Here is an 18,096-nt window from a genome sequence, read left to right as displayed (position 1 = left end):
GCCGCTCACGGTTCGAGCAGACGCTGAAGCCTGAACTCTTCGAGATCGAGTTAGGCTTCGATCCGGTGCAGCACGCTGTCCTGAATGCGGTTGTTGTCGTGCAGGCCGAGCAGCGCTTCGCGCGATTTCGACACCAGTTCGAGTTCCAGCCGCAACAACTTCGCGCGCCGTTCCACGTGCCCGGCGCCGGACACATGCGCGTTTTCATTGGAGTGCACGCGAACGCGGTATTCGTCGAGCATGCGTTCAATGCTCTCGCATTCTTCCTTCGGCGCTGTTTTTGCAATCTTTTCCAGTTTGATCAGGGCCGCGCGAAATGCGTGCGAACGCGCTTCGAATTCGGACATCGTCGTACGCTGCAAGGGACGCAAACGCAGTAGCCGGATCAGTGGCGCAAGCGAGAGGCCCTGAACGACGAGCGTCGCGAAGATCACGATGAACGTGCTGAAGATGATCGTGTCGCGCCCCGGAAAACTAACCGGCAGCGCGAGCGCAGCCGCGAGGCTCACCACGCCGCGCATGCCCGCCCAGCCGAGCACGACAGCTTCGTCGAAGCGCCACGCGCGCACCGTCTTGCCGTGGCGCGCCGCGAGCTTCCACGGCAGCCAGATTGCGAGGCCTACCCATGCGAGACGTGCAACGATCGCGGCGGCGGTGGCAGCAAGCGCGACGCCGAGGCCTGACGCGAAAAGCGCGTTCTGCGCATGCATGCGCGAGAGGATGCCGTGCAGCGCGAGGCCGATGAGGATGAACACCAGCGCGTCGAGCACGAACACGATGACCTCCCAGGATGCCTCCGCCTTGATGCGCAGGGGGGCATCGAACGCCTGATGCTGGTGGATGCCGAGCACGAGTCCGCAGGACACGACCGCGAGCACACCCGAGCCGTCCAGTTTCTCGGCAATCGCATAACTTGCCCACGCCATCACGAACGTCAGCATGATGCTGAGCATCGGCTCGCGAAGACGCTTGATGAGCCATGTCATGCCGTATCCGCACGCGATGCCGACGGCCACGCCGATCACGGTCAGCATCGAGAACACCGCGAGGGCGCGCGGCACCGTGAATTGTCCGGCGAGCGCCGCCGCAATGGCCATCTGATAGAGCAGCAGGCCCGACGCATCGTTGACGAGGCTCTCGCCTTCGAGCACGGTGACGAGCCGTCCCGGTAGCGGGAAGCGCTGGAGCATCGCTTTTGCGGCCACGGCGTCGGGCGGCGAGACGATCGCACCGAGCGCGAAGCACGCGGCCCACGGCAGCGTGGGCTCGACCGCGCGCACGGCAACGGCCACGGCGACGGTCGTGAACACCACGGCGCCCAGCACGAGCGACGAGATCGTGCCGATTTCGCGCCGGAAGTCCTTCCACGCGGTGTAGAACGAACTCGACATGAGCAGCGGCGGCAGCACCGCTGCGAGCAGGAGATTCGGGTCGATATCGGGCGCGGGGCCGCCAGTCAGCGCGATGGCGGAGCCGCCGAGCAGCAGCACGACAGCGGGCGCGATGGCGAGACGCTCGGCCAGCCACGTCAGCGCGCCAGCGCCGACGATGAGGACGAGCAGAGTATGAAAAAACTCGACGTTGCTCATTTCGTTGAACCAGGAATCAAAGCGGGGCGGGGCGCGCGGCACAGGCCGCGCGGTCGGGACGACTCGCATACTAGCGCGGCTTCGCGCTACGCGTTGTCAGAGTGGTCGCACCCGCCGCAGCGCAATCGCGCCGGCACTTACGGCCGCCACGCAGGACCCTCGGGAAACGCGTACTGATCGAGCGAAGCCGCATGCATTTCGATGCTGTAGCCCGCGCGTTGCGGCGGCATGTAATGTCCGTTGCGGATCACGACCGGATCGACGAAATGCTCGTGCAGATGATCGACGTATTCGAGCACGCGGTTTTCGAGCGAGGCCGACACGCAGATATAGTCGAAGAGCGAGATGTGCTGCACATATTCGCAAAGCCCGACGCCGCCCGCATGCGGACACACGGGCACGCCGAATTTCGCGGCCATGAGCAGCACGACGATCACTTCGTTCAGGCCGCCGAGGCGGCAGCTATCGATCTGGCAGAAGTCGATTGCCTTTGCCTGCAGCAGCTGCTTGAACATCACGCGGTTCTGGCAATGCTCGCCCGTTGCGACGCCGATGGGCCGGATCCGCTCGCGGATCGTCGCGTGGCCGAGGATGTCGTCGGGGCTCGTGGGCTCCTCGATCCACCACGGGTCGAATTGCGCGAGGCGCCGCATGTTGGCCACGGCCTCTTCCACGTCCCATACCTGGTTGGCGTCCATCATGAGCTTGAGGTTGTCGCCGATCTCCTCACGCAGGATGCGCGCGCGCCGCGCATCCTCTTCGATATCGCCGCCTACTTTCTGCTTGAAATGCGTCCAGCCGTTCGCGACGCCTTCACGTGCGAGCCGGCGGATTTTGTCGTCGTCGTAGCCGAGCCAGCCCGCCGACGTCGTATACGCCGGATAGCCGTGCGCGAGCATTTCCGCTTCGCGCACGCTGCGCGTCTTCGCATGGCGATGCAGCAGCGCGATGGCTTCGTGCGGCGTGATCGCATCGGTGACGTAGCGAAAATCGAGGCAGCGCACGAGTTCTTCCGGGCTCATGTCGACGAGCAGTTTCCACACCGGTTTGCCCTGCGATTTCGCCCACAGATCCCAGACGGCGTTCACGACAGCCGCCGTCGCCAGATGCATCGCGCCCTTGTCGGGGCCGATCCAGCGCAACTGGCTATCCGAGGTCAGTGCGTGCCAGAAGGCGCCCATGTCCGCCGCGATGTCCTCGAGCTTTTTGCCGACGACAAGCGGGGCGAGTGCGTGCGCGGCGCACACGCAGATCTCGTTGCCGCGCCCGATCGTGAAGGTGAGCCCGTGGCCGGCAAGCGGTGTCTGCGAATCGGTTTCGAGCGTCACGTAGGTCGCCGAATAATCGGGCGCGGCATTCATCGCGTCCGAGCCGTCGAGCGAACGCGACGTTGGAAACCGGATGTCCTTGACGGACAGCTTGGTGATCGTGGTCATCGGGTTACGCTCCGGGGTGAGGGCCGGCGGACCGGCTGCGGTTGCGTGCGCACACAGTATCGAGCGGTTCGCGAAGACCAAAAAGAAAAGGGAAGGGCCGCAGCCCTTCCTGATTTGTCGTGCCGTGCTCGTGCCGTGCTCGCGGCGGATCAATCGTAGAGCACGGCGGCGATCTTCGGATCGTTCATGTTGCTCTTGTCGTACCAGAAGAAGCCCGTGTCGATCTTCCTGGGCAGTTTCTCGCCCTTGAGCGCCTTCACGGCGGAATCGACGACGCACTTGCCGATCCCCACCGGATTCTGCGTAATGGCGCCGAGCATCAGGCCCGAGGTGATGTCGTCCTTTTGTTCCTTGCCGGAATCGAAGCCGACCAGGACGAGTTTCTTCCCGGACTCCTTGACGCCGATGGCTGCGCCGTCTGCCGAGCCCTCATTGGAGGCGAAAATACCCTTTAGATTGGGGTTGGCCAGAATCATCGCTTTGGCGATTTCCGCCGATTTCAAATGGTCGCCGCCGCCATATTGCACGGAAACGATTTTGATGTTCGGATGCCTGGCCTTCATCTGATTCAGGAAACCGTCGCGGCGGCCGATGCCGGTGCGGCTCGTCTGGTCGTGCACGATCAGCGCGACTTCGCCGGAATTGCCGATGGCCTCCGCCATCTTGTCGGCGGCAAGCGCGGCGGCGGCGAGGTTATCCGTCGAGCAGGTCGTCAGCGGAATGTCGCTGTCGACGCCGGAGTCGAACGCGATCACGGGGATCTTGTCGGCCTGCGCGCGCTTCAGAAGCGGAATCGCGGCCTTGCTGTCGAGCGCGGCGATGCCGAGCGCCTGGGGCTTCTTCGCGAGCGCGGCGGAGAGCATGTCGATCTGCTTGTCGACCATGGCCTCGGTTTCGGGGCCTTCGAAGCTGATCCTGACGTTGTGCTCTTTCGCCGACTGTTCGGCGCCCGATTTGACGGCCTGCCAGAACTGGTGCTGGAAGCCCTTCGAGATGAGCGGGATATAAGGTTCGTCCGCGCGCGCGAGCATCGTGCCGCCAACGAGTGCGCCTACGCCAACCACGACACCGACAAGTCTCCGTTTCAACATGGGATTCTCCTCTTTGAGTGGAACATCAACCTTCTGCCGATGGGGAGCGCTTTCGTACTTTCGTACTTTCGTGCTGTGGTGCTCCCGTTCTTCTCTGGTGATCGTCCGGTGGAGCGTCAGAGCTTCTTGCGCCGCAGAATGTCGGCGTAGACCGCGAGGATGATGATGAGTCCGGTCACGACGATCTGCCATTCCTGCGCGACGGACAGGATGCGAAGTCCGTTGGTCAGCACGCTCATGATGAACGCGCCGATGATGGTGCCGAGAATCGTGCCCGCGCCGCCGCTCAGCGACGTGCCGCCGATCACCACGGCAGCAATCGCCTCGAGCTCGTAACCCTGGCCGAGCGCGGGCTGCGCCGAATTCAGGCGCGACGCGATCAGCAGCCCGGCCACGCCGCAGATGGCTCCGCCGAGTCCGTAAATGGCGATTTTCCAGCGATCGACATTCACGCCGGACAGGCGCACCGCTTCTTCGTTGCTGCCGAGCGCGAACGTATAACGGCCGAGCGCCGTGCGATTGAGGATGACCGAACTCAGGATCGCAAGCGCAAAGAGGATCAGCACCGCATTCGGAATCGGCAGGCTCGGCACGAGATAACCGATCAGCGAATCCTGCGAAATCCGGTAGAAGTTTTCCGTGTCGTTGAAATAGATCGGCTGGTCGGACGAAACGACGAGCGACAGACCTTTTAGCAGCATCATCATGCCGAGCGTTGCGATGAACGGCGGTATTTTCATTTTCGCGGTCAGCGTGCCCGAAACGACTCCGCACAGCGCGCCGGTTCCGATGGCGGCCAGCACGCCGGTCCACATCGGCAAATGCCAGTAAGTGAGAAACACGCCGCAAATAACAGCGGTAAAGGTCATCAGCGTGCCGACCGACAAGTCGATGCCGCCCGTGACGATGACGAACGTGCAGGCGATGGCGAGCACGCCGTTGACCGCTGTCGCCTGCAAAATGCCGAGCATGTTGTCCACCTGCATGAAGGCGGGCGAGGCGAAGCTGAAAAACACCAGCAGCAGGATCAGGCTCACGAAGGCGAGCATCTTCTGCACCGTGGCCGGTGCGAAGAGGCGCGATTTGAGGCCGGACGGCCGTTCCTTGTTCGCCAGTACCGAAGTATCCGATCGCAGTGTCATGAAGTGGACCTTTGGACGATCACGCTGCTTTTAATTCGCGCTGTGTGGCCAGTTGCATGATGCGCTCCTGCGTCGCGTCCTTCGCATCGAGTTCGCCGGTAATGCGCCCCTCGCACATCACGACGATGCGGTCGCTCATGCGCAGGATTTCCGGCAATTCGGACGAAATCATCACGATGGCTTTGCCCTGGTCGGCGAGCGCGCGCAGCAGCTTGTAGATTTCGCTTTTGGCGCCGACGTCGATGCCGCGCGTCGGCTCGTCGAAAAAGAGGACGTCGCAGTCGCGTTCGAGCCACTTCGCGATGACGATCTTTTGCTGATTGCCGCCCGAGAGCAGGCGCACCTGTTGGGTCGCTGCGGGCGTGCGGATCGCGAGCAGCTTGATGAAGTGCGCAGCGGTCTTGCGGATCTGCGCGCGGCGCAGGAAAAAATTGAACGACAGGAATTTGCCAAGGTTGGACATCACGATGTTCGATTCGACATCCATGCCGGTCGCGAGGCCGAAATGCTTGCGGTCTTCGGAGAGATAGCCGATTCCGCGCGCCACTGCATCGCTCGGCCGCTTGATCGTCACTTTTACGCCGGCCACGCGGGTTTCGCCGGAATCGACCGGATCGGCGCCGAACACCGCGCGCGCGACTTCGGTGCGGCCTGCGCCCATGAGCCCGGCGAAGCCGAGAATCTCGCCTTTGTGCAGGGTGAAGCTCACGTCTTTCACGAGCGGGCCGGCATTCAGATGCTTCACTTCGAGCGCGATTTCGCCCCTGCTGTCACCACCGTGGACAGACGGGGCGTCAGACAGCTTTCGTCCGACCATCATGCTGATGATCGTGTCGATGCTCGTGGCCTGTGCGTCGACCGTCGCCACGTATTCGCCGTCGCGCAGCACGGTGACGCGATCGGAGATCTGCTTGAGCTCATCCATCTTGTGCGAGATGTAGATGACGCCGACGCCGCGGCTCTTCAGTTGCCGGATGATGCGGAAAAGCTCGGCGATCTCGGCGTCGTTGAGCGCCGAGGTCGGTTCGTCCATGATCAGCACGCGCGAATCGAAGGACAGCGCCTTGGCGATTTCGACCATCTGCTGTTTCGCGACCGTGAGCGTGCCGACAATCGCGCGCGGGTCGATCTTGACGTGCATGCGCGCGAGGATGTCGCGTGCCTGATCGTTGAGTTTTTCTTCGTCGAGGAACACGCCCAGACGGCCGCGCGGCTCGCGGCCAATGAACATGTTTTGCGCGACGCTCAGGTGATTCATCAGCTGGAGTTCCTGATGAATGATGCCGATGCCGGCGGATTGCGCTTCGCGCGGACTGAGGAAGGCGACGGGCTGGCCGTCGTAGAGAATTTCGCCTGAATCGCGGGTGTAGACGCCCGCGAGGATTTTCATGAGCGTCGATTTGCCCGCGCCGTTTTCACCCATCAGCGCATGGACCTCGCCCGCCATCAGGTCGAACTGGACTTCGTGAAGCGCTCTAACGCCCGGAAAGCGCTTGCTGAGCCTGCTAACGGAAATGAGCGGGATCATGGCGCGGTTTTCACGACAAATTCCCGGCAGCAGGCGGCCTGGTCGGGAGGAGTGGGTCGAAAAAACGTCGGATATCGGTTCTTCGGCATGGCCGGCATTCACGGCTGCAATTGCAGCCTGAAACCGGGCGCTGCCAGGGTCTCCACAACCGATGTATGACGATTCTACGACTGAAATCTGCCCAGGCTCAACCTAAGGTAATCGCCGATACGTCGCCGGTTATTTCGCGCGTTATCGCGCGCGTTGTTGCGTACGTTATTGCGTGCGATCCCACTATTTGTGCGTTTTTCGATGGTGGATCGCGCGGGACGCCGTCGTGCGGCGCCGGCAGGGCCGACGTAGCGCTTATGGCGCGCGTTCGCTGCTTGCGCCGCTCATGTCCACGCGCGGGCGTGCGTGGGCCTTCGCGCGTCGCGGAGCGGATTCGGCGAACTGCCAGGCGAGGAGGCCGGGCACGTAAAACAGCAGATCGCGGATGCGTCGCGTACCCGCGAGCGCGAGACAGGTTGGCGCATCGAAACCCATCAGCCCGCCGATCAGCACGAAGCCGCCCTCCTGAACGCCCAGGCCGCCCGGCACCAGAAACGCGACACTGCTCACGATCTGGATCAGCGCTTCGATCACGAAGGCCTGCGAGAAGGTCGGGTTCGCGCCGAGGACGTACAGCGCAATCCAGATTTCGAGTGCGTAACCGAGGCACTGCAGCGGTTGCCAGATCAGCAGATAACGCACGATGACGCCGTTCTGCCGCCAGATAAGCTTGACCGACTGGTCGATCCGCGTGGATTTGCCGACGAGTTCATAGACCTTGCCGCTCGTGACGCGATTGAGCGTGCGTGCGGCGCGCTCGAATGGCCTGGCATGCTGAACGAGCGCGAACAGCAGCAGGACGGGCGCGAGCGCCGCAATGCCCCACGCGATCTGTCCGGCCACGCGCGCCGTATCCGACGATGCCTGTTCGAGCAGAAAGCCGGCTGCCACGAGCGCGAACACGAACTGGCTGATGAGCGAGAGCTGCATGTCGACGACGAGGCTTGCCGCCGCCGTTGCGGGCCGTACGCCGAGGCGGCCGAGCAGCCGGAAGGAAACCAGTTCGCCGCCGATGCGCGCAACGGGCAGGAGCGAGTTGATCGATTCGCGGATCCACACGAGCCGCAACATCGTCAGGAATGCGGGGCGCTGCGCGGGGCGGATCAGCGTGCGCCAGTCCCAGGCGTTGGCGAGCATCGGCAGGATGTGCGCTGCCGCAGCGAGCAGGAGGCCCGCGCCTGCGGCTTGCAGAAGGCGGAAGATCGTTTCGGGGTGGTCGCGCCAGACGAGCCAGGCGGCGATTGCGAGGCCAAGCAGGGCGGCCGCACGTCCAAGGTGTTTCATGAGTGGAGTTCCGCCACGCGTGTGGTGTTCATTCGTCGGTCAGTCTTCGCCCGGTCGTTGCTCAGTTGTCGCTCAGTCGTCGTGCAGCGGCGAGAGCAGGCCGTTGCCGTCCACGCTGAAACTGAAGCCGCGCCAGACCACGCGCGAAGACCAGAAGCTGGCGGCGAAAATCATGAACTGCACGATATCCCACATCGGCAGCAGCCACAATCCGCGGCAGCGTTCGCCGATTGCGCGGTCCGTCTGCCATTTGAGCGCGGCGCGCGCGAGCAGCGCGGCCAGTGCGAGCGCGGCGGCGGCGGGCGCGCCGCCCGAGGCCAGTACGGCGACCAGCGCGAGCGCGAACGGATGCATCAGCGTCGAACTTAGATGGCCGCCGCGATCGGCGGCCCGGATCGTGCGGCTCCAGCGCAGCTCGTGCGTGAAGAGTTTCGCAAAGGTGGTTTCCACGCACGCGTGCTGCACCGTGAACGGCGGAATGGCCACGCTCGCGCCCGTGCGCCGCACGGCTTCGCCAAGGGCGTGATCTTCGGCGAGATGATGCGCGAACTGCACGAGCCCGCCAATGCGCTCGAGTGTCGCGCGCGTCATCGCAATCGTCTGGCCGAAGCAGGGCCGGGCGAGCCCGATGGCGAGACCGGTCACGACGCCCGGCAGGAACTGGTAATTCGTCAACGCCGCCGCCGCGCGCGGCCAGAAGCCCGGCGCGCACAGACCGCGATAGACGCAGGTGACGAGCCCGACGCCCGGCTGCTCCAGCGCACCGACGACATGGCGCAGATAGCTGCGCTCGACGGAGACGTCGCTGTCCGCGAAACACAGCACGTCGTGTTCGGCGCGTTCGAGCATGTTGACGAGATTGGCGATCTTTCGATTCGGGCCGTAGAGGCGCGAATCCGCCACGACGGTAATGTGTGCCTGCGGGTAGCGCGCGCGCAGCGCCTCGACGGCTTGCAGCGCGGCATCGCCCGCGTCGTGAACGCCGAACAGATACTGCACGGGACCGGTGTAGTCCTGCTCGAAAAAGGTGGTGAGGTTGGGGATGAGATTCCACTCGTCGCCATGCAGCGGCTTCACGATGGTGACGCTGGGGCACTGGGTCGGCTCATGGCAGGGCCGCGCGAAGAAGCGGCGCACCATCACGCTGGCCACGCAGCAGTAGGCGATACCGAGCGCCGCCGCCGCCGCGCAGACGAACGCGATCAGCTTGAGTAGCGGCTGTGCCAATTGCAGGAGTGAGAGCGGCGACACAACCCAAAGCGCGAGTGCGGCGACGGGTACGATCAACAAGGCTGCCCGCGCAGCGCCTGCCTGTCTCTTCTGTTTTCTCGCGCGCGTGACGTCCATCATGCGTCGCGCCGGCAAAGTGTACGGCGTTGTGCAAAACTGGCCCGGACAGCAAAACTGGCGCTGCCGTGGAACGAAACCTGCTGATGCAACCATTTCATGTGAGGAATGCCCCCGTGATACGTGTCGCGAACCGGCCGGGAGTATAGGGATCAGCATTGACGCTGATATGACGCTTAGGGGTCTAACGTGACCGGATTCGCACAGGCGCACCAGTATAGCGCCGGATCGGGCGTCTGCCGATTGAATCGGGCAAGAACGAACAGGCAGGCGCGCCGCGAACCGTGCTCGAAAAGCACCGCGGTGCGTTGCCGCGAACCCGCGAGGCGGGCGTGCTGGCTGGCGATTGCGCTGCGAGACGCTCGATTCTTGCGAGACGCCTGCGGATGACCTTCAGGACGATTGCCGTGCAACTTTGCAAGGATGAGGTCGCGCGCACTGGAGCGATCATAACGGTCGAACATGAAGAAAACCTTACGCTGATGCACTGATGCACTGATGCGCGCTCTTGTACGAATGCAGTCCGTGAAGCAGGCGTCAATAGCAGGCGGCATATTCGTATTCCTCATTAATTAAATGAGTGCGCTCACGCAATTCCGGTTCCGGCGAGTGCTAAATCGGCAATCGGCTTGAGGTTGCCGAATATGGGTTGCCCGTTCACGCCGATCAGCGCGCCACCTTCGAAGCGAAAACGAGTACCGCGATGCGCGTGTAGCCCGTGCAGTGCCGGACATCGGCGCGCGGGCTGCAAACAGGCCATAATCGCGCTTCCGGCCGTGCGGCCACCCGTCGCAATAGCATGGTGAGGCAGCGTGCTTGCGCAGTCGCGGCGGTCGGCGCGCTTTCTCACGAATTCACCCATGTCACCGCATCCGAAAACCTCTCGCCCGCTCGTTGTCGCGTCCGTCATGGCCGCTAGCGCCATGGTTGCGATCGAAGCCACCATCGTTTCCACGGCGATGCCGCAGATCGTCACGCAACTCGGCGGCCTGCGCCTTTATAGCTGGGTTTTCTCGTCGTTCCTGCTCGCGCAGACCGCCATGACGGTGGTGTTCGGCAAGCTCGCCGATCTTTACGGGCGCAAACCCGTCGTGCTCGCGGGCATCGCGATCTTCCTGCTCGGCTCGGTGCTCGCCGGTTACGCCGGGTCGATGACCGCGATGATCGTTTTCCGTCTGATTCAGGGCATAGGCGCGGGCGCGATCCAGCCGGTTACGGTCACCATCGTCGGCGATCTCTTTCCGGTCCACGAGCGCGGCAAGGTACAGGGCTGGATTGCGAGCGTGTGGGCGATCTCGGCCGTGCTCGGCCCGATCGCGGGCGGATTCATCATTCACGCGTTCTCGTGGTCGTGGATCTTCTGGATGAACGTGCCGATCGGCATTGTGTCCGCGGTGGGATTTATCGCGTTTCTGCACGAGCACGAGCGCCATACGCGGCCATCCATCGATCTTGCGGGGGCCGCGCTCTTCACCGTTGCAATCGGCGCACTGATGATGGCGCTGACCGACGCGGGCGCCGCCGCCAACTCGCGCGCGGTGTTCGAGTTCGCGCTCTTTCTCGTGTGCGGGGCGCTTTTCGTGTGGCAGGAGCGGCGCGCCGCCGAGCCCATGATCTCGTTTGCGCTGTGGACACACCGGCCCATTGCCGCGAGCAATGCCGCGACGCTCTTCTGCGGGATGGTGCTGATGGGTCTCACGACCTTCCTGCCGATGTACGTCCAGGGCGTGCTTGAACGCTCGCCTGTGGTGGCCGGGCTGGCGCTGACCATGATGATGGTCGGCTGGCCGGCGGGTGCGACGCTCGCCGCGCGCACGTTCCACCGTGTCGGGCTGCGCCGCGTGCTGATCGGCGGGAGCTTCTTCATGCCGCTCGGCGCCATCGCGTTCGTCTTGCTCAATCCGCACAGCTCGCCGGTCGTGGCGGCGGTCGGCTCGCTCGTGATGGGGCTGGGCATGGGCACGTCGAGCGTGTGCTCGCTCGTGCTGATCCAGGAGATCGTCAGTCCATCGGAGCGCGGCAGCGCCACGGCGTCGAACCTCTTCTCGCGCAATCTGGGCAGCACGCTGGGCGCGACGTTGTTCGGCGCAGTGCTCAATTTCGGGCTGCGCCATACGCCGTATCTCCCGGCCGGCAGTGCCGATGCGCTGCGCCACGTGCTCGACGCGCCGGGCGGGCACGTGGCGGGCGATCTGTCGATCCGCCTCGCGCTGCATCAATCGCTGCACCTGACGTTTCTCGCGCTGATGGCGATTGCGCTGGCCGTGGTCGTGTCCTTGCTGTTCGTGCCGCCGTTCAGGCTGAGCGCGCGGCATCAGGTGTCCGCGAGCGAAGCGATCTAGCTGCACGCATCGCACGACACAACTCACGCGCGTAAAAGAAAAGCGCATAAAGAAAACGCCCTTGCGGTTAAAACCGCAAGGGCGTTTTGCACGTTGCGATGAAGCGAGGGCTGCTTGCGCGGTCCCCGCTACGCACGATGCTTACTTCGCAGCCGCTTCGAGTGCAGCGTTGAACGTCTTGCTCGGACGCATCACAGCGGTGAGCTTCGCGAAGTCCGGCTGGTAGTAGCCGCCGATATCGACCGGCTTGCCCTGCACGGCCGCAAATTCCGCGACGATGGTCGCTTCGTTGTCGGCCAGCGCCTTTGCGAGCGGTGCGAAGTGAGCGGCCAGTGCCGGCTCGTCCTTCTGCGCGGCCAGCTCTTGCGCCCAGTACATCGCCAGGTAGAACTGGCTGCCGCGGTTGTCCAGCTCGCCGGTCTTCGGCGACGGACCCTTGCTGTTGTCGAGCAGCTTGCCGGTGGCGGCGTCGAGCGTCTTCGCGAGCAGCTTCGCCTGCGCGTTGTTCGTCTTGATGCCGAGGTCTTCCAGCGACACGGCCAGCGCGAGGAATTCGCCGAGCGAATCCCAGCGCAGGTGGTCTTCCTGAACCAGTTGCTGGACGTGCTTCGGCGCCGAACCGCCCGCGCCCGTCTCGTACATGCCGCCGCCCGCCATCAGCGGAACGATCGACAGCATCTTCGCGCTCGTGCCGAGTTCCATGATCGGGAACAGGTCGGTCAGGTAGTCGCGCAGGATGTTGCCGGTGGCCGAGATCGTGTCGAGACCGCGGATCACACGCTCGAGCGTGTAACGCATCGCGCGGACCTGCGACATGATGTGGATGTCGAGGCCGGTCAGGTCGTAATCCTTCAGGTACGTTTCGACCTTCTTGATCAGCTCGTTTTCGTGCGGACGATACGGGTCGAGCCAGAACACGACCGGCGTGCCCGAGTTCTTCGCGCGCGCGACGGCGAGCTTGACCCAGTCGCGGATCGGCGCGTCCTTCACGAGGCACGTGCGCCAGATGTCGCCTTGCTCGACTTCCTGCGTGAGCGCTTCGATGACTTCGCCCGTGGCGTTGTCGACGACGCGCGCCGTGCCGTCCTGCGTGATTTCGAAGGTCTTGTCGTGCGAACCGTACTCTTCGGCCTTCTGCGCCATCAGGCCGACGTTCGGCACCGTGCCCATCGTCTTCGGATCGAAGGCGCCGTTGGTCTTGCAGAAGTTGATGATTTCCTGATAGATGCGCGCGAACGTGCTTTCGGGAATCAGGCACTTCGTGTCGGCCGGACGGCCGTCGGCGCCCCACATCTTGCCGCCGGCGCGGATCATCGCGGGCATCGAGGCGTCGACGATCACGTCGTTCGGCGCGTGCAGGTTCGAGATGCCCTTGGCCGAGTCGACCATCGCGAGCGACGGACGGTGCTCGTGGCACGCGTGCAGATCGCGGATCACTTCTTCGCGCTTCGATTCCGGCAGCGTTTCGATCTTCGTGTACAGATCGACCATGCCGTTATTGACGTTCACGCCGAGCTCTTCGAAGAGCTTGGCGTGCTTCGCGAACGCGTCCTTGTAGAACACCTTGACCGCGTGGCCGAACACGATGGGGTGCGAAACCTTCATCATGGTCGCCTTCACGTGCAGCGAGAGCATGATGCCGGTCTTGCGCGCGTCTTCCATCTGCTCTTCGTAGAACGCGAGCAGGGCCTTCTTGCTCATGAACATGCTGTCGATGATCTCGCCGTCGAGCAGCGAAAGCTTCGGCTTCAGCACGATCGTCTCGCCGCTCTTCGTGACGAGTTCCATGCGGACTTCACGCGCCTTGCCGATCGTGATCGACTTTTCGCCGTGATAGAAGTCGCCGTGCTTCATGTGCGCGACGTGGGTGCGCGAAGCCATGCTCCACTCGCCCATGCTGTGCGGGTGCTTCCTCGCGTAGTTCTTGACGGCGGCCGGCGCGCGGCGGTCCGAATTGCCTTCGCGCAGCACCGGGTTCACCGCGCTGCCGAGGCACTTCGAGTAGCGCTTCTGGATCGCCTTCTCTTCGTCGTTCTTCGGATCTTCCGGATAGTCGGGGATCTTGTAGCCCTTGCCCTGCAGCTCCTTGATCGCGGCGATGAGCTGCGGCAACGATGCGCTGATGTTCGGCAGCTTGATGATGTTCGTATCCGGCAGCTGCGTCAGACGGCCGAGCTCGGCCAGATTGTCCGGCACGCGCTGTTCTTCCCTCAGGAATTCGGGAAACTCCCCGAGAATACGGCTTGCCACAGAGATATCGCTGGTCTCGACGTTCACGCCGGCCGGCGCAGCGAAGGTGCGGATGATGGGCAGAAACGCGCTGGTGGCGAGCAGCGGCGCTTCATCAGTCAGGGTGTAGATGATTGTGGGTTGCTGAGTACTCATCGGCTTCTTGGCGGGGTCCAAAAACGGGGTGGTAACACCACCGGCTGCGCACAGTCGGCGAAAACAAGAGGATTTTGCCTGATTTTGGGGCTCGGCGGGGCCGAACGGCCGGAAAATTTCACATTGCGGAATGTAATATCACAGTTTTTTAACAATTACGGCCCGAAATGGAGGGTGACGGCGCGCGTGTTGCCTGTCGGCGCTGGGGCCGCGAGACTGTAGGTAGCGGCGCTGCCCCTGGGTCTGGGCTCTCGAACTTCTGCCTGGCTATGACGCGGTGGCGCGCATGCAGGCGCAGGCACACTGGCAAACCGACGTCCTCGCCGGTTGGGCGTTGGGCACGGCGGTGGGTTACGTATCCACTACGTTCAATACGCCCTTGTTCGTCCAGATTCTTCCGCGCGGTCTGACCGTTGGATTTTCGAAGCGATTCTGAGCGGCGTGCGGGATTTATCGGCTGGATCGTGTGCGCCCGGTGGGAAACCAGCGCGGCAGCATGGTGGTCAGGACGTTGTCTTTAAGAACGATATGGTGGAAAAGCGCCGCGAGCGCGTGCAGTCCGGCCAGCCACATGATCAGGTCGCCGAGCCACCCGTGGACCGATGCGAAGGTTACGCCCGCACCATGTGACGCTGCGAACAGAGGAGAAATTTCGATTCCGGCGACGAGCGTCAGAGGATGCCCCTGGAGCCACGCGCCGGTAATGGCGGTCAGCGGAAGTGCGAAGAGAAGCAGATAGAGCACCCACTGGACGACGGTTGCCAGCGCACCCATCCAGCGTGGACCGTCCGGAGCCGCGGGGCGCGTATCGAAAGCCCGCCACAGCAACCGGATGACGGCAAGCGCGAACACGCACAGCCCTAACGTCTCGTGAAGCCGCCGGTCGAACTCGTGCACGGACGAGTACACGCGCTGCTCGGGGCCACCGGGCCCGTAAATGAAGGCCACGAGGACAAGGATTGCCGTACACCAGTGGAAGAATTGCGCAATCGCACCGTAGCGAGTGCCGGAGCCTTTCACCATGACGCTGCCTCCATTCCAGTCAGCCGCGCGTCGAGAGGACATCTGCGTGAGTGCAGACCTCGCGGCGCGCAATCGGGTCCCCATATTAGACCCCGATTCGTCCCTGCGCCTTGTCGCAGTTGGACTTCGAGTGCTTTAGATCGGGCTGGAGGTGGTCCCTCGGCGTCGGCCCTGGTGTGGTGGACGTGGAATCGGCAATCGGCTGTTTATCGTGGTTATCGTGTGTATGGGTTTGCTATCGTCGCTGGCGGATCGGCCCGCTCGATGGTGCCCTGCGGAACAGGGCACCATCGAGCGGGTTACCACGGCGTCATCCGCTGCAGGACACGGTCGCGCAGGACGAACCGATGCAGCAGGGCAGCGCCGACATGCAGGCCGATCAACGTGAACAGTGCCCACGCCAGCGTGCCATGCACGTCGCCCATCGCATGACCGAACGACGAACCGGCGGACGAGAGCGCGGGAAGCTGAATAGCGCCAAGCAGGCTCACGTGCCAGGTGCGCGACGAAGCATTGATCCATCCAAGCACCGGGATGACGACCAGCAGCGCGTAAAGCGCGAAATGCGTGAGCCTGGACACTGCGCGCAAGGCGTGCGAAGACGCTTCTTCAGGCGGGCGATGCGTCGCGCGCCAGACAACGCGGCACGCCATCGCGGCCAGCAACGCGGTACCGACGATCAGATGCCAGGCGATCAGTCCGACCGGTTGTGTGTCGCGATGCACGTCCGGCATCGTCCAGCCGATGACGAACTGCGCGCTGACCAGCGCAACGACGAGCCAATGTAAAAAACGTGAGACGGCGTCGTATCGTAAGGTGGCTTGCATGGCGGTCCTTGTAGAAGGCGGTGCTTGATTGATGGTTTCGATTGGCCCCGATCCTACACAGGGACACTTAACAAAAGATTAAGAGCCTCGTGACCGGGAAATATTGCTGTACAAGGCTCTCTATCTTCCGCTTCCCATCCAGCTACCAGCCTAGCTACCATTCCCCACCGACTGCGTGTGCGCGGCGATGAAGTCGCGAATACTTTCATCGGTTATCGCCGAGGCGCGCGTTCCCAACTTGACCAATGTCAATTTTCCGGCGCGGACAAGGCGATAGATCGTCGGCTTCGATACGTCCAGCAGGAGCGCGGCATTCTTGATGCGGTGCAATTTCACCGGCTGTGCTCGATTGGTTTGCAGCGTCATGGGGTTTCATTCTCCTGGTCGAATTCGATACTTGTCTGCGCTGGCGCACCTTCGCGCGCCCAGCGTGCAAAGTGCTCGGGGCAGTAGTGGACGTCAGGTGCGATCTCGTTCGCGTGCGCAGCGCACAGATGCCGGTCGCAGGTTCGCTTGCGGCCCACGGAGTAATCACATTGAAAGCCGCTCGATGCGGCACAGCCGTCAACAGAGCAGGGCGGTGGCGCGCGTCGGCGCCCGCGGCTGCAGATGATGCCGCGTATGCCGTCGGGCGTACGGAGTGGAATGCAAGGCATTAGCGTGTTCCCCCGAGTTCGCGTTCCGCTGCGCCGAGTGCAACGTTCAGCGCTGTCATGGCGTCATGCGAGCCACCAGGCCGGTCGGGGTGATGCTGTGCGGCGCGGCGCCGGTATTCGTCGCGTACGGCGGATATGTCGTGGACGTGCGGCGGCACGCCGATGACTTCGCGCCAGTGTTGCGGTGCGCCTGGTGATGGAAGGGTGGTGAAGCCGGTGAACGCACGATCGAGGATCTGCGCGCCGCCGTGGCGCTCAATCGCGCGCAGTGCGTCGAGTGTCGCTGCCACGGCCGCCAGGTTATCCGCGACTTTAAGATAGCGGTCGATCGCCATCACGCGGCGTGTGCCGTGCCGCGTCTGCCAGTACACCGCGCAGCCCGGATCGTCGGGTGCTCGTGCATCGGAGCGCGGCAGGCCGTCGAGCCGCGTCGGGACATTCGTCGATATAACGATGTCGTCGCGTCCAATGCCTAGCCGGCTTAGTTCGAGCAGCACGCGTTCGACGCCTTCGGCGACCGTGAGCGCGTCGCGATGTTTCGTTCGTGCGCGGCTACTGAATCGTCCGTGCTGACGCGCGTACGACTTCGTGCGCGGCCAGCCATTGGGCCATTGGAGAGGATTGGCAGCGATCATGTGTCGGTCTCCGCGTATGCGGAAAGCGGCTCATCGAACGCTTTAATGGGGTAGTCGCTTTCCTCACCGTGCAACTCGATCGTCACCGGACCATGACGCATGTCGCCAGTCATCGTGCCATCGAGCTGCTGGCGCTCGGAGTCATTCAACTGGCGCCACTTTGCGATGACGTAGTCGCCACACATCAACCCGCGCGGCGAGCCGCGCGATATCGCTCCCACTGCGATGTTCCGGTCGCGACACCACTGTTCCGCTTCATTGGCGGCCTCGAAGTTGCAGCCGGGCATGTCGAATATCTTTTTCACGATGTGTATCCGTAGTAGGATTTTCTCGGCCCAACTAATTGCAGAAAAAATGTCGACCTACTTTCATTTGTGTTCCGTCCAATTAGCATCGGGAAGCATTATTGAACCCGGAAACTGGGGCCGCATAATCGGCTTATATCCGCAGGATATGAATCCGGCTAAGGAAACGCTGATCAATGAGCCCGCCGCCGGTGATCCCGCGCATACGGCTCGCGATTTTTGAAACTGGAAGCCCGTCGAGGCAAATTTTGGGCACGTACACGAGCGAGTTCCTGAATTTTTCACACGCCAGACGAACTGCTCCCATGACATGGCCGCAACCGGTTACGCGCCATCACCAGGTTCGCGAGCGCGAACAGGCTGAACAGTTGCGCCGTGTTCTTGCGTAGCCCCTTGTAGTGCACCTTGCGATGCCC

At 63.1% G+C, this 18,096-nt stretch carries 18 protein-coding genes and 1 pseudogene; 3 read left to right on the top strand and 16 right to left on the bottom strand.

Translation table 11 applies throughout. The features are described 5' to 3' along the window. Positions 1 to 50: 50 nt before the first annotated feature. The 9 genes from EPN59_RS11165 to EPN59_RS11125 all read right to left on the bottom strand — a co-directional run bounded on the left by EPN59_RS11165 (position 51) and on the right by EPN59_RS11125 (position 10,369). Entirely contained in the window at positions 51 to 1,589 is a 1,539-nt protein-coding gene (locus EPN59_RS11165; RefSeq protein ID WP_293036556.1) for a sodium:proton antiporter, read from the bottom strand. Between the two features lie 137 nt (positions 1,590 to 1,726). Beyond that, a complete protein-coding gene (locus EPN59_RS11160) occupies positions 1,727 to 3,025 on the bottom strand; it encodes an L-fuconate dehydratase (protein WP_293036558.1) in 1,299 nt (432 codons plus the stop codon). A gap of 149 nt (positions 3,026 to 3,174) precedes the next feature. After that, positions 3,175 to 4,116 carry an ABC transporter substrate-binding protein gene (locus EPN59_RS11155; RefSeq protein ID WP_293036560.1) on the bottom strand — a complete coding sequence of 314 codons (942 nt, stop codon included), beginning with the start codon at positions 4,114 to 4,116 and terminating at the stop codon, positions 3,175 to 3,177. 116 nt (positions 4,117 to 4,232) lie between these two features. Next, a complete protein-coding gene (locus tag EPN59_RS11150) occupies positions 4,233 to 5,258 on the bottom strand; it encodes an ABC transporter permease (protein ID WP_293036562.1) in 1,026 nt (341 codons plus the stop codon). Positions 5,259 to 5,277: 19 nt separating this feature from the next. Further along, a complete protein-coding gene (locus tag EPN59_RS11145) occupies positions 5,278 to 6,786 on the bottom strand; it encodes a sugar ABC transporter ATP-binding protein (protein ID WP_293036564.1) in 1,509 nt (502 codons plus the stop codon). A 345-nt stretch (positions 6,787 to 7,131) separates the two neighbouring features. Continuing rightward, on the bottom strand, positions 7,132 to 8,160 hold the full coding sequence (locus tag EPN59_RS11140; protein WP_293036566.1) for a lysylphosphatidylglycerol synthase domain-containing protein: 1,029 nt from the start codon (positions 8,158 to 8,160) through the stop codon (positions 7,132 to 7,134). A 72-nt stretch (positions 8,161 to 8,232) separates the two neighbouring features. Then, positions 8,233 to 9,393, bottom strand: a complete 1,161-nt coding sequence (gene hpnI / locus EPN59_RS11135) for a bacteriohopanetetrol glucosamine biosynthesis glycosyltransferase HpnI (protein WP_293036582.1) — start codon at positions 9,391 to 9,393, stop codon at positions 8,233 to 8,235. Positions 9,394 to 9,683: 290 nt separating this feature from the next. Next, positions 9,684 to 9,971, bottom strand: coding sequence for a hypothetical protein (locus EPN59_RS11130; protein WP_293046049.1), 288 nt, complete (start codon positions 9,969 to 9,971; stop codon positions 9,684 to 9,686). A gap of 122 nt (positions 9,972 to 10,093) precedes the next feature. Continuing rightward, the gene (locus EPN59_RS11125; RefSeq protein WP_293046046.1) at positions 10,094 to 10,369 is read right to left on the bottom strand and encodes a hypothetical protein; all 276 of its coding nucleotides are present in this window, start codon (positions 10,367 to 10,369) and stop codon (positions 10,094 to 10,096) included. Between EPN59_RS11125 and EPN59_RS11120 the strand changes: the two genes are divergently transcribed. Next, positions 10,368 to 11,849: an MDR family MFS transporter gene (locus tag EPN59_RS11120; protein ID WP_293036568.1), complete on the top strand. Its 1,482-nt coding sequence runs from the start codon at positions 10,368 to 10,370 to the stop codon at positions 11,847 to 11,849. The two genes, EPN59_RS11125 and EPN59_RS11120, sit on opposite strands and share 2 nt — an antisense overlap. Positions 11,850 to 11,990: 141 nt before the next feature. Here EPN59_RS11120 and EPN59_RS11115 read toward each other — a convergent pair whose 3' ends face one another. Next, positions 11,991 to 14,234, bottom strand: a complete 2,244-nt coding sequence (locus EPN59_RS11115; RefSeq protein ID WP_293036570.1) for an NADP-dependent isocitrate dehydrogenase — start codon at positions 14,232 to 14,234, stop codon at positions 11,991 to 11,993. Positions 14,235 to 14,511: 277 nt separating this feature from the next. Here EPN59_RS11115 and EPN59_RS11110 point away from each other — a divergent pair, with 277 nt between their 5' ends. Next, the gene (locus EPN59_RS11110; RefSeq protein WP_363928557.1) at positions 14,512 to 14,670 is read left to right on the top strand and encodes a hypothetical protein; all 159 of its coding nucleotides are present in this window, start codon (positions 14,512 to 14,514) and stop codon (positions 14,668 to 14,670) included. A gap of 14 nt (positions 14,671 to 14,684) precedes the next feature. On the opposite strand, the gene EPN59_RS11105 is transcribed toward EPN59_RS11110, so the two are convergent. The 5 genes from EPN59_RS11105 to EPN59_RS11085 all read right to left on the bottom strand — a co-directional run bounded on the left by EPN59_RS11105 (position 14,685) and on the right by EPN59_RS11085 (position 17,680). Then, a complete protein-coding gene (locus EPN59_RS11105) occupies positions 14,685 to 15,257 on the bottom strand; it encodes a cytochrome b/b6 domain-containing protein (protein WP_293036574.1) in 573 nt (190 codons plus the stop codon). Between the two features lie 299 nt (positions 15,258 to 15,556). Further along, the gene (locus EPN59_RS11100; protein ID WP_293036576.1) at positions 15,557 to 16,084 is read right to left on the bottom strand and encodes a cytochrome b; all 528 of its coding nucleotides are present in this window, start codon (positions 16,082 to 16,084) and stop codon (positions 15,557 to 15,559) included. Positions 16,085 to 16,234: 150 nt separating this feature from the next. Then, positions 16,235 to 16,450: a helix-turn-helix domain-containing protein gene (locus EPN59_RS11095; protein ID WP_293039511.1), complete on the bottom strand. Its 216-nt coding sequence runs from the start codon at positions 16,448 to 16,450 to the stop codon at positions 16,235 to 16,237. A 289-nt stretch (positions 16,451 to 16,739) separates the two neighbouring features. Continuing rightward, a complete protein-coding gene (locus EPN59_RS11090) occupies positions 16,740 to 17,375 on the bottom strand; it encodes a J domain-containing protein (RefSeq protein ID WP_293039509.1) in 636 nt (211 codons plus the stop codon). Beyond that, a complete protein-coding gene (locus EPN59_RS11085) occupies positions 17,372 to 17,680 on the bottom strand; it encodes a hypothetical protein (protein ID WP_293039508.1) in 309 nt (102 codons plus the stop codon). The genes EPN59_RS11090 and EPN59_RS11085 overlap by 4 nt, the downstream gene beginning before the upstream one ends. A 49-nt stretch (positions 17,681 to 17,729) precedes the next feature. On the opposite strand from EPN59_RS11085, the gene EPN59_RS11080 reads away from it, so the two are divergent. After that, a complete protein-coding gene (locus tag EPN59_RS11080; protein ID WP_293039507.1) occupies positions 17,730 to 17,903 on the top strand; it encodes a hypothetical protein in 174 nt (57 codons plus the stop codon). 58 nt (positions 17,904 to 17,961) lie between these two features. Here EPN59_RS11080 and EPN59_RS11075 read toward each other — a convergent pair. Beyond that, positions 17,962 to 18,096 (bottom strand): annotated as a pseudogene (locus EPN59_RS11075) (IS5/IS1182 family transposase); the annotation flags it as partial.

The sequence above is a fragment of the Paraburkholderia sp. genome (assembly GCF_004298475.1).
Lineage (GTDB): Bacteria > Pseudomonadota > Gammaproteobacteria > Burkholderiales > Burkholderiaceae > Paraburkholderia > Paraburkholderia denitrificans.
This window is presented reverse-complemented; position numbering and strand designations above follow the sequence as displayed.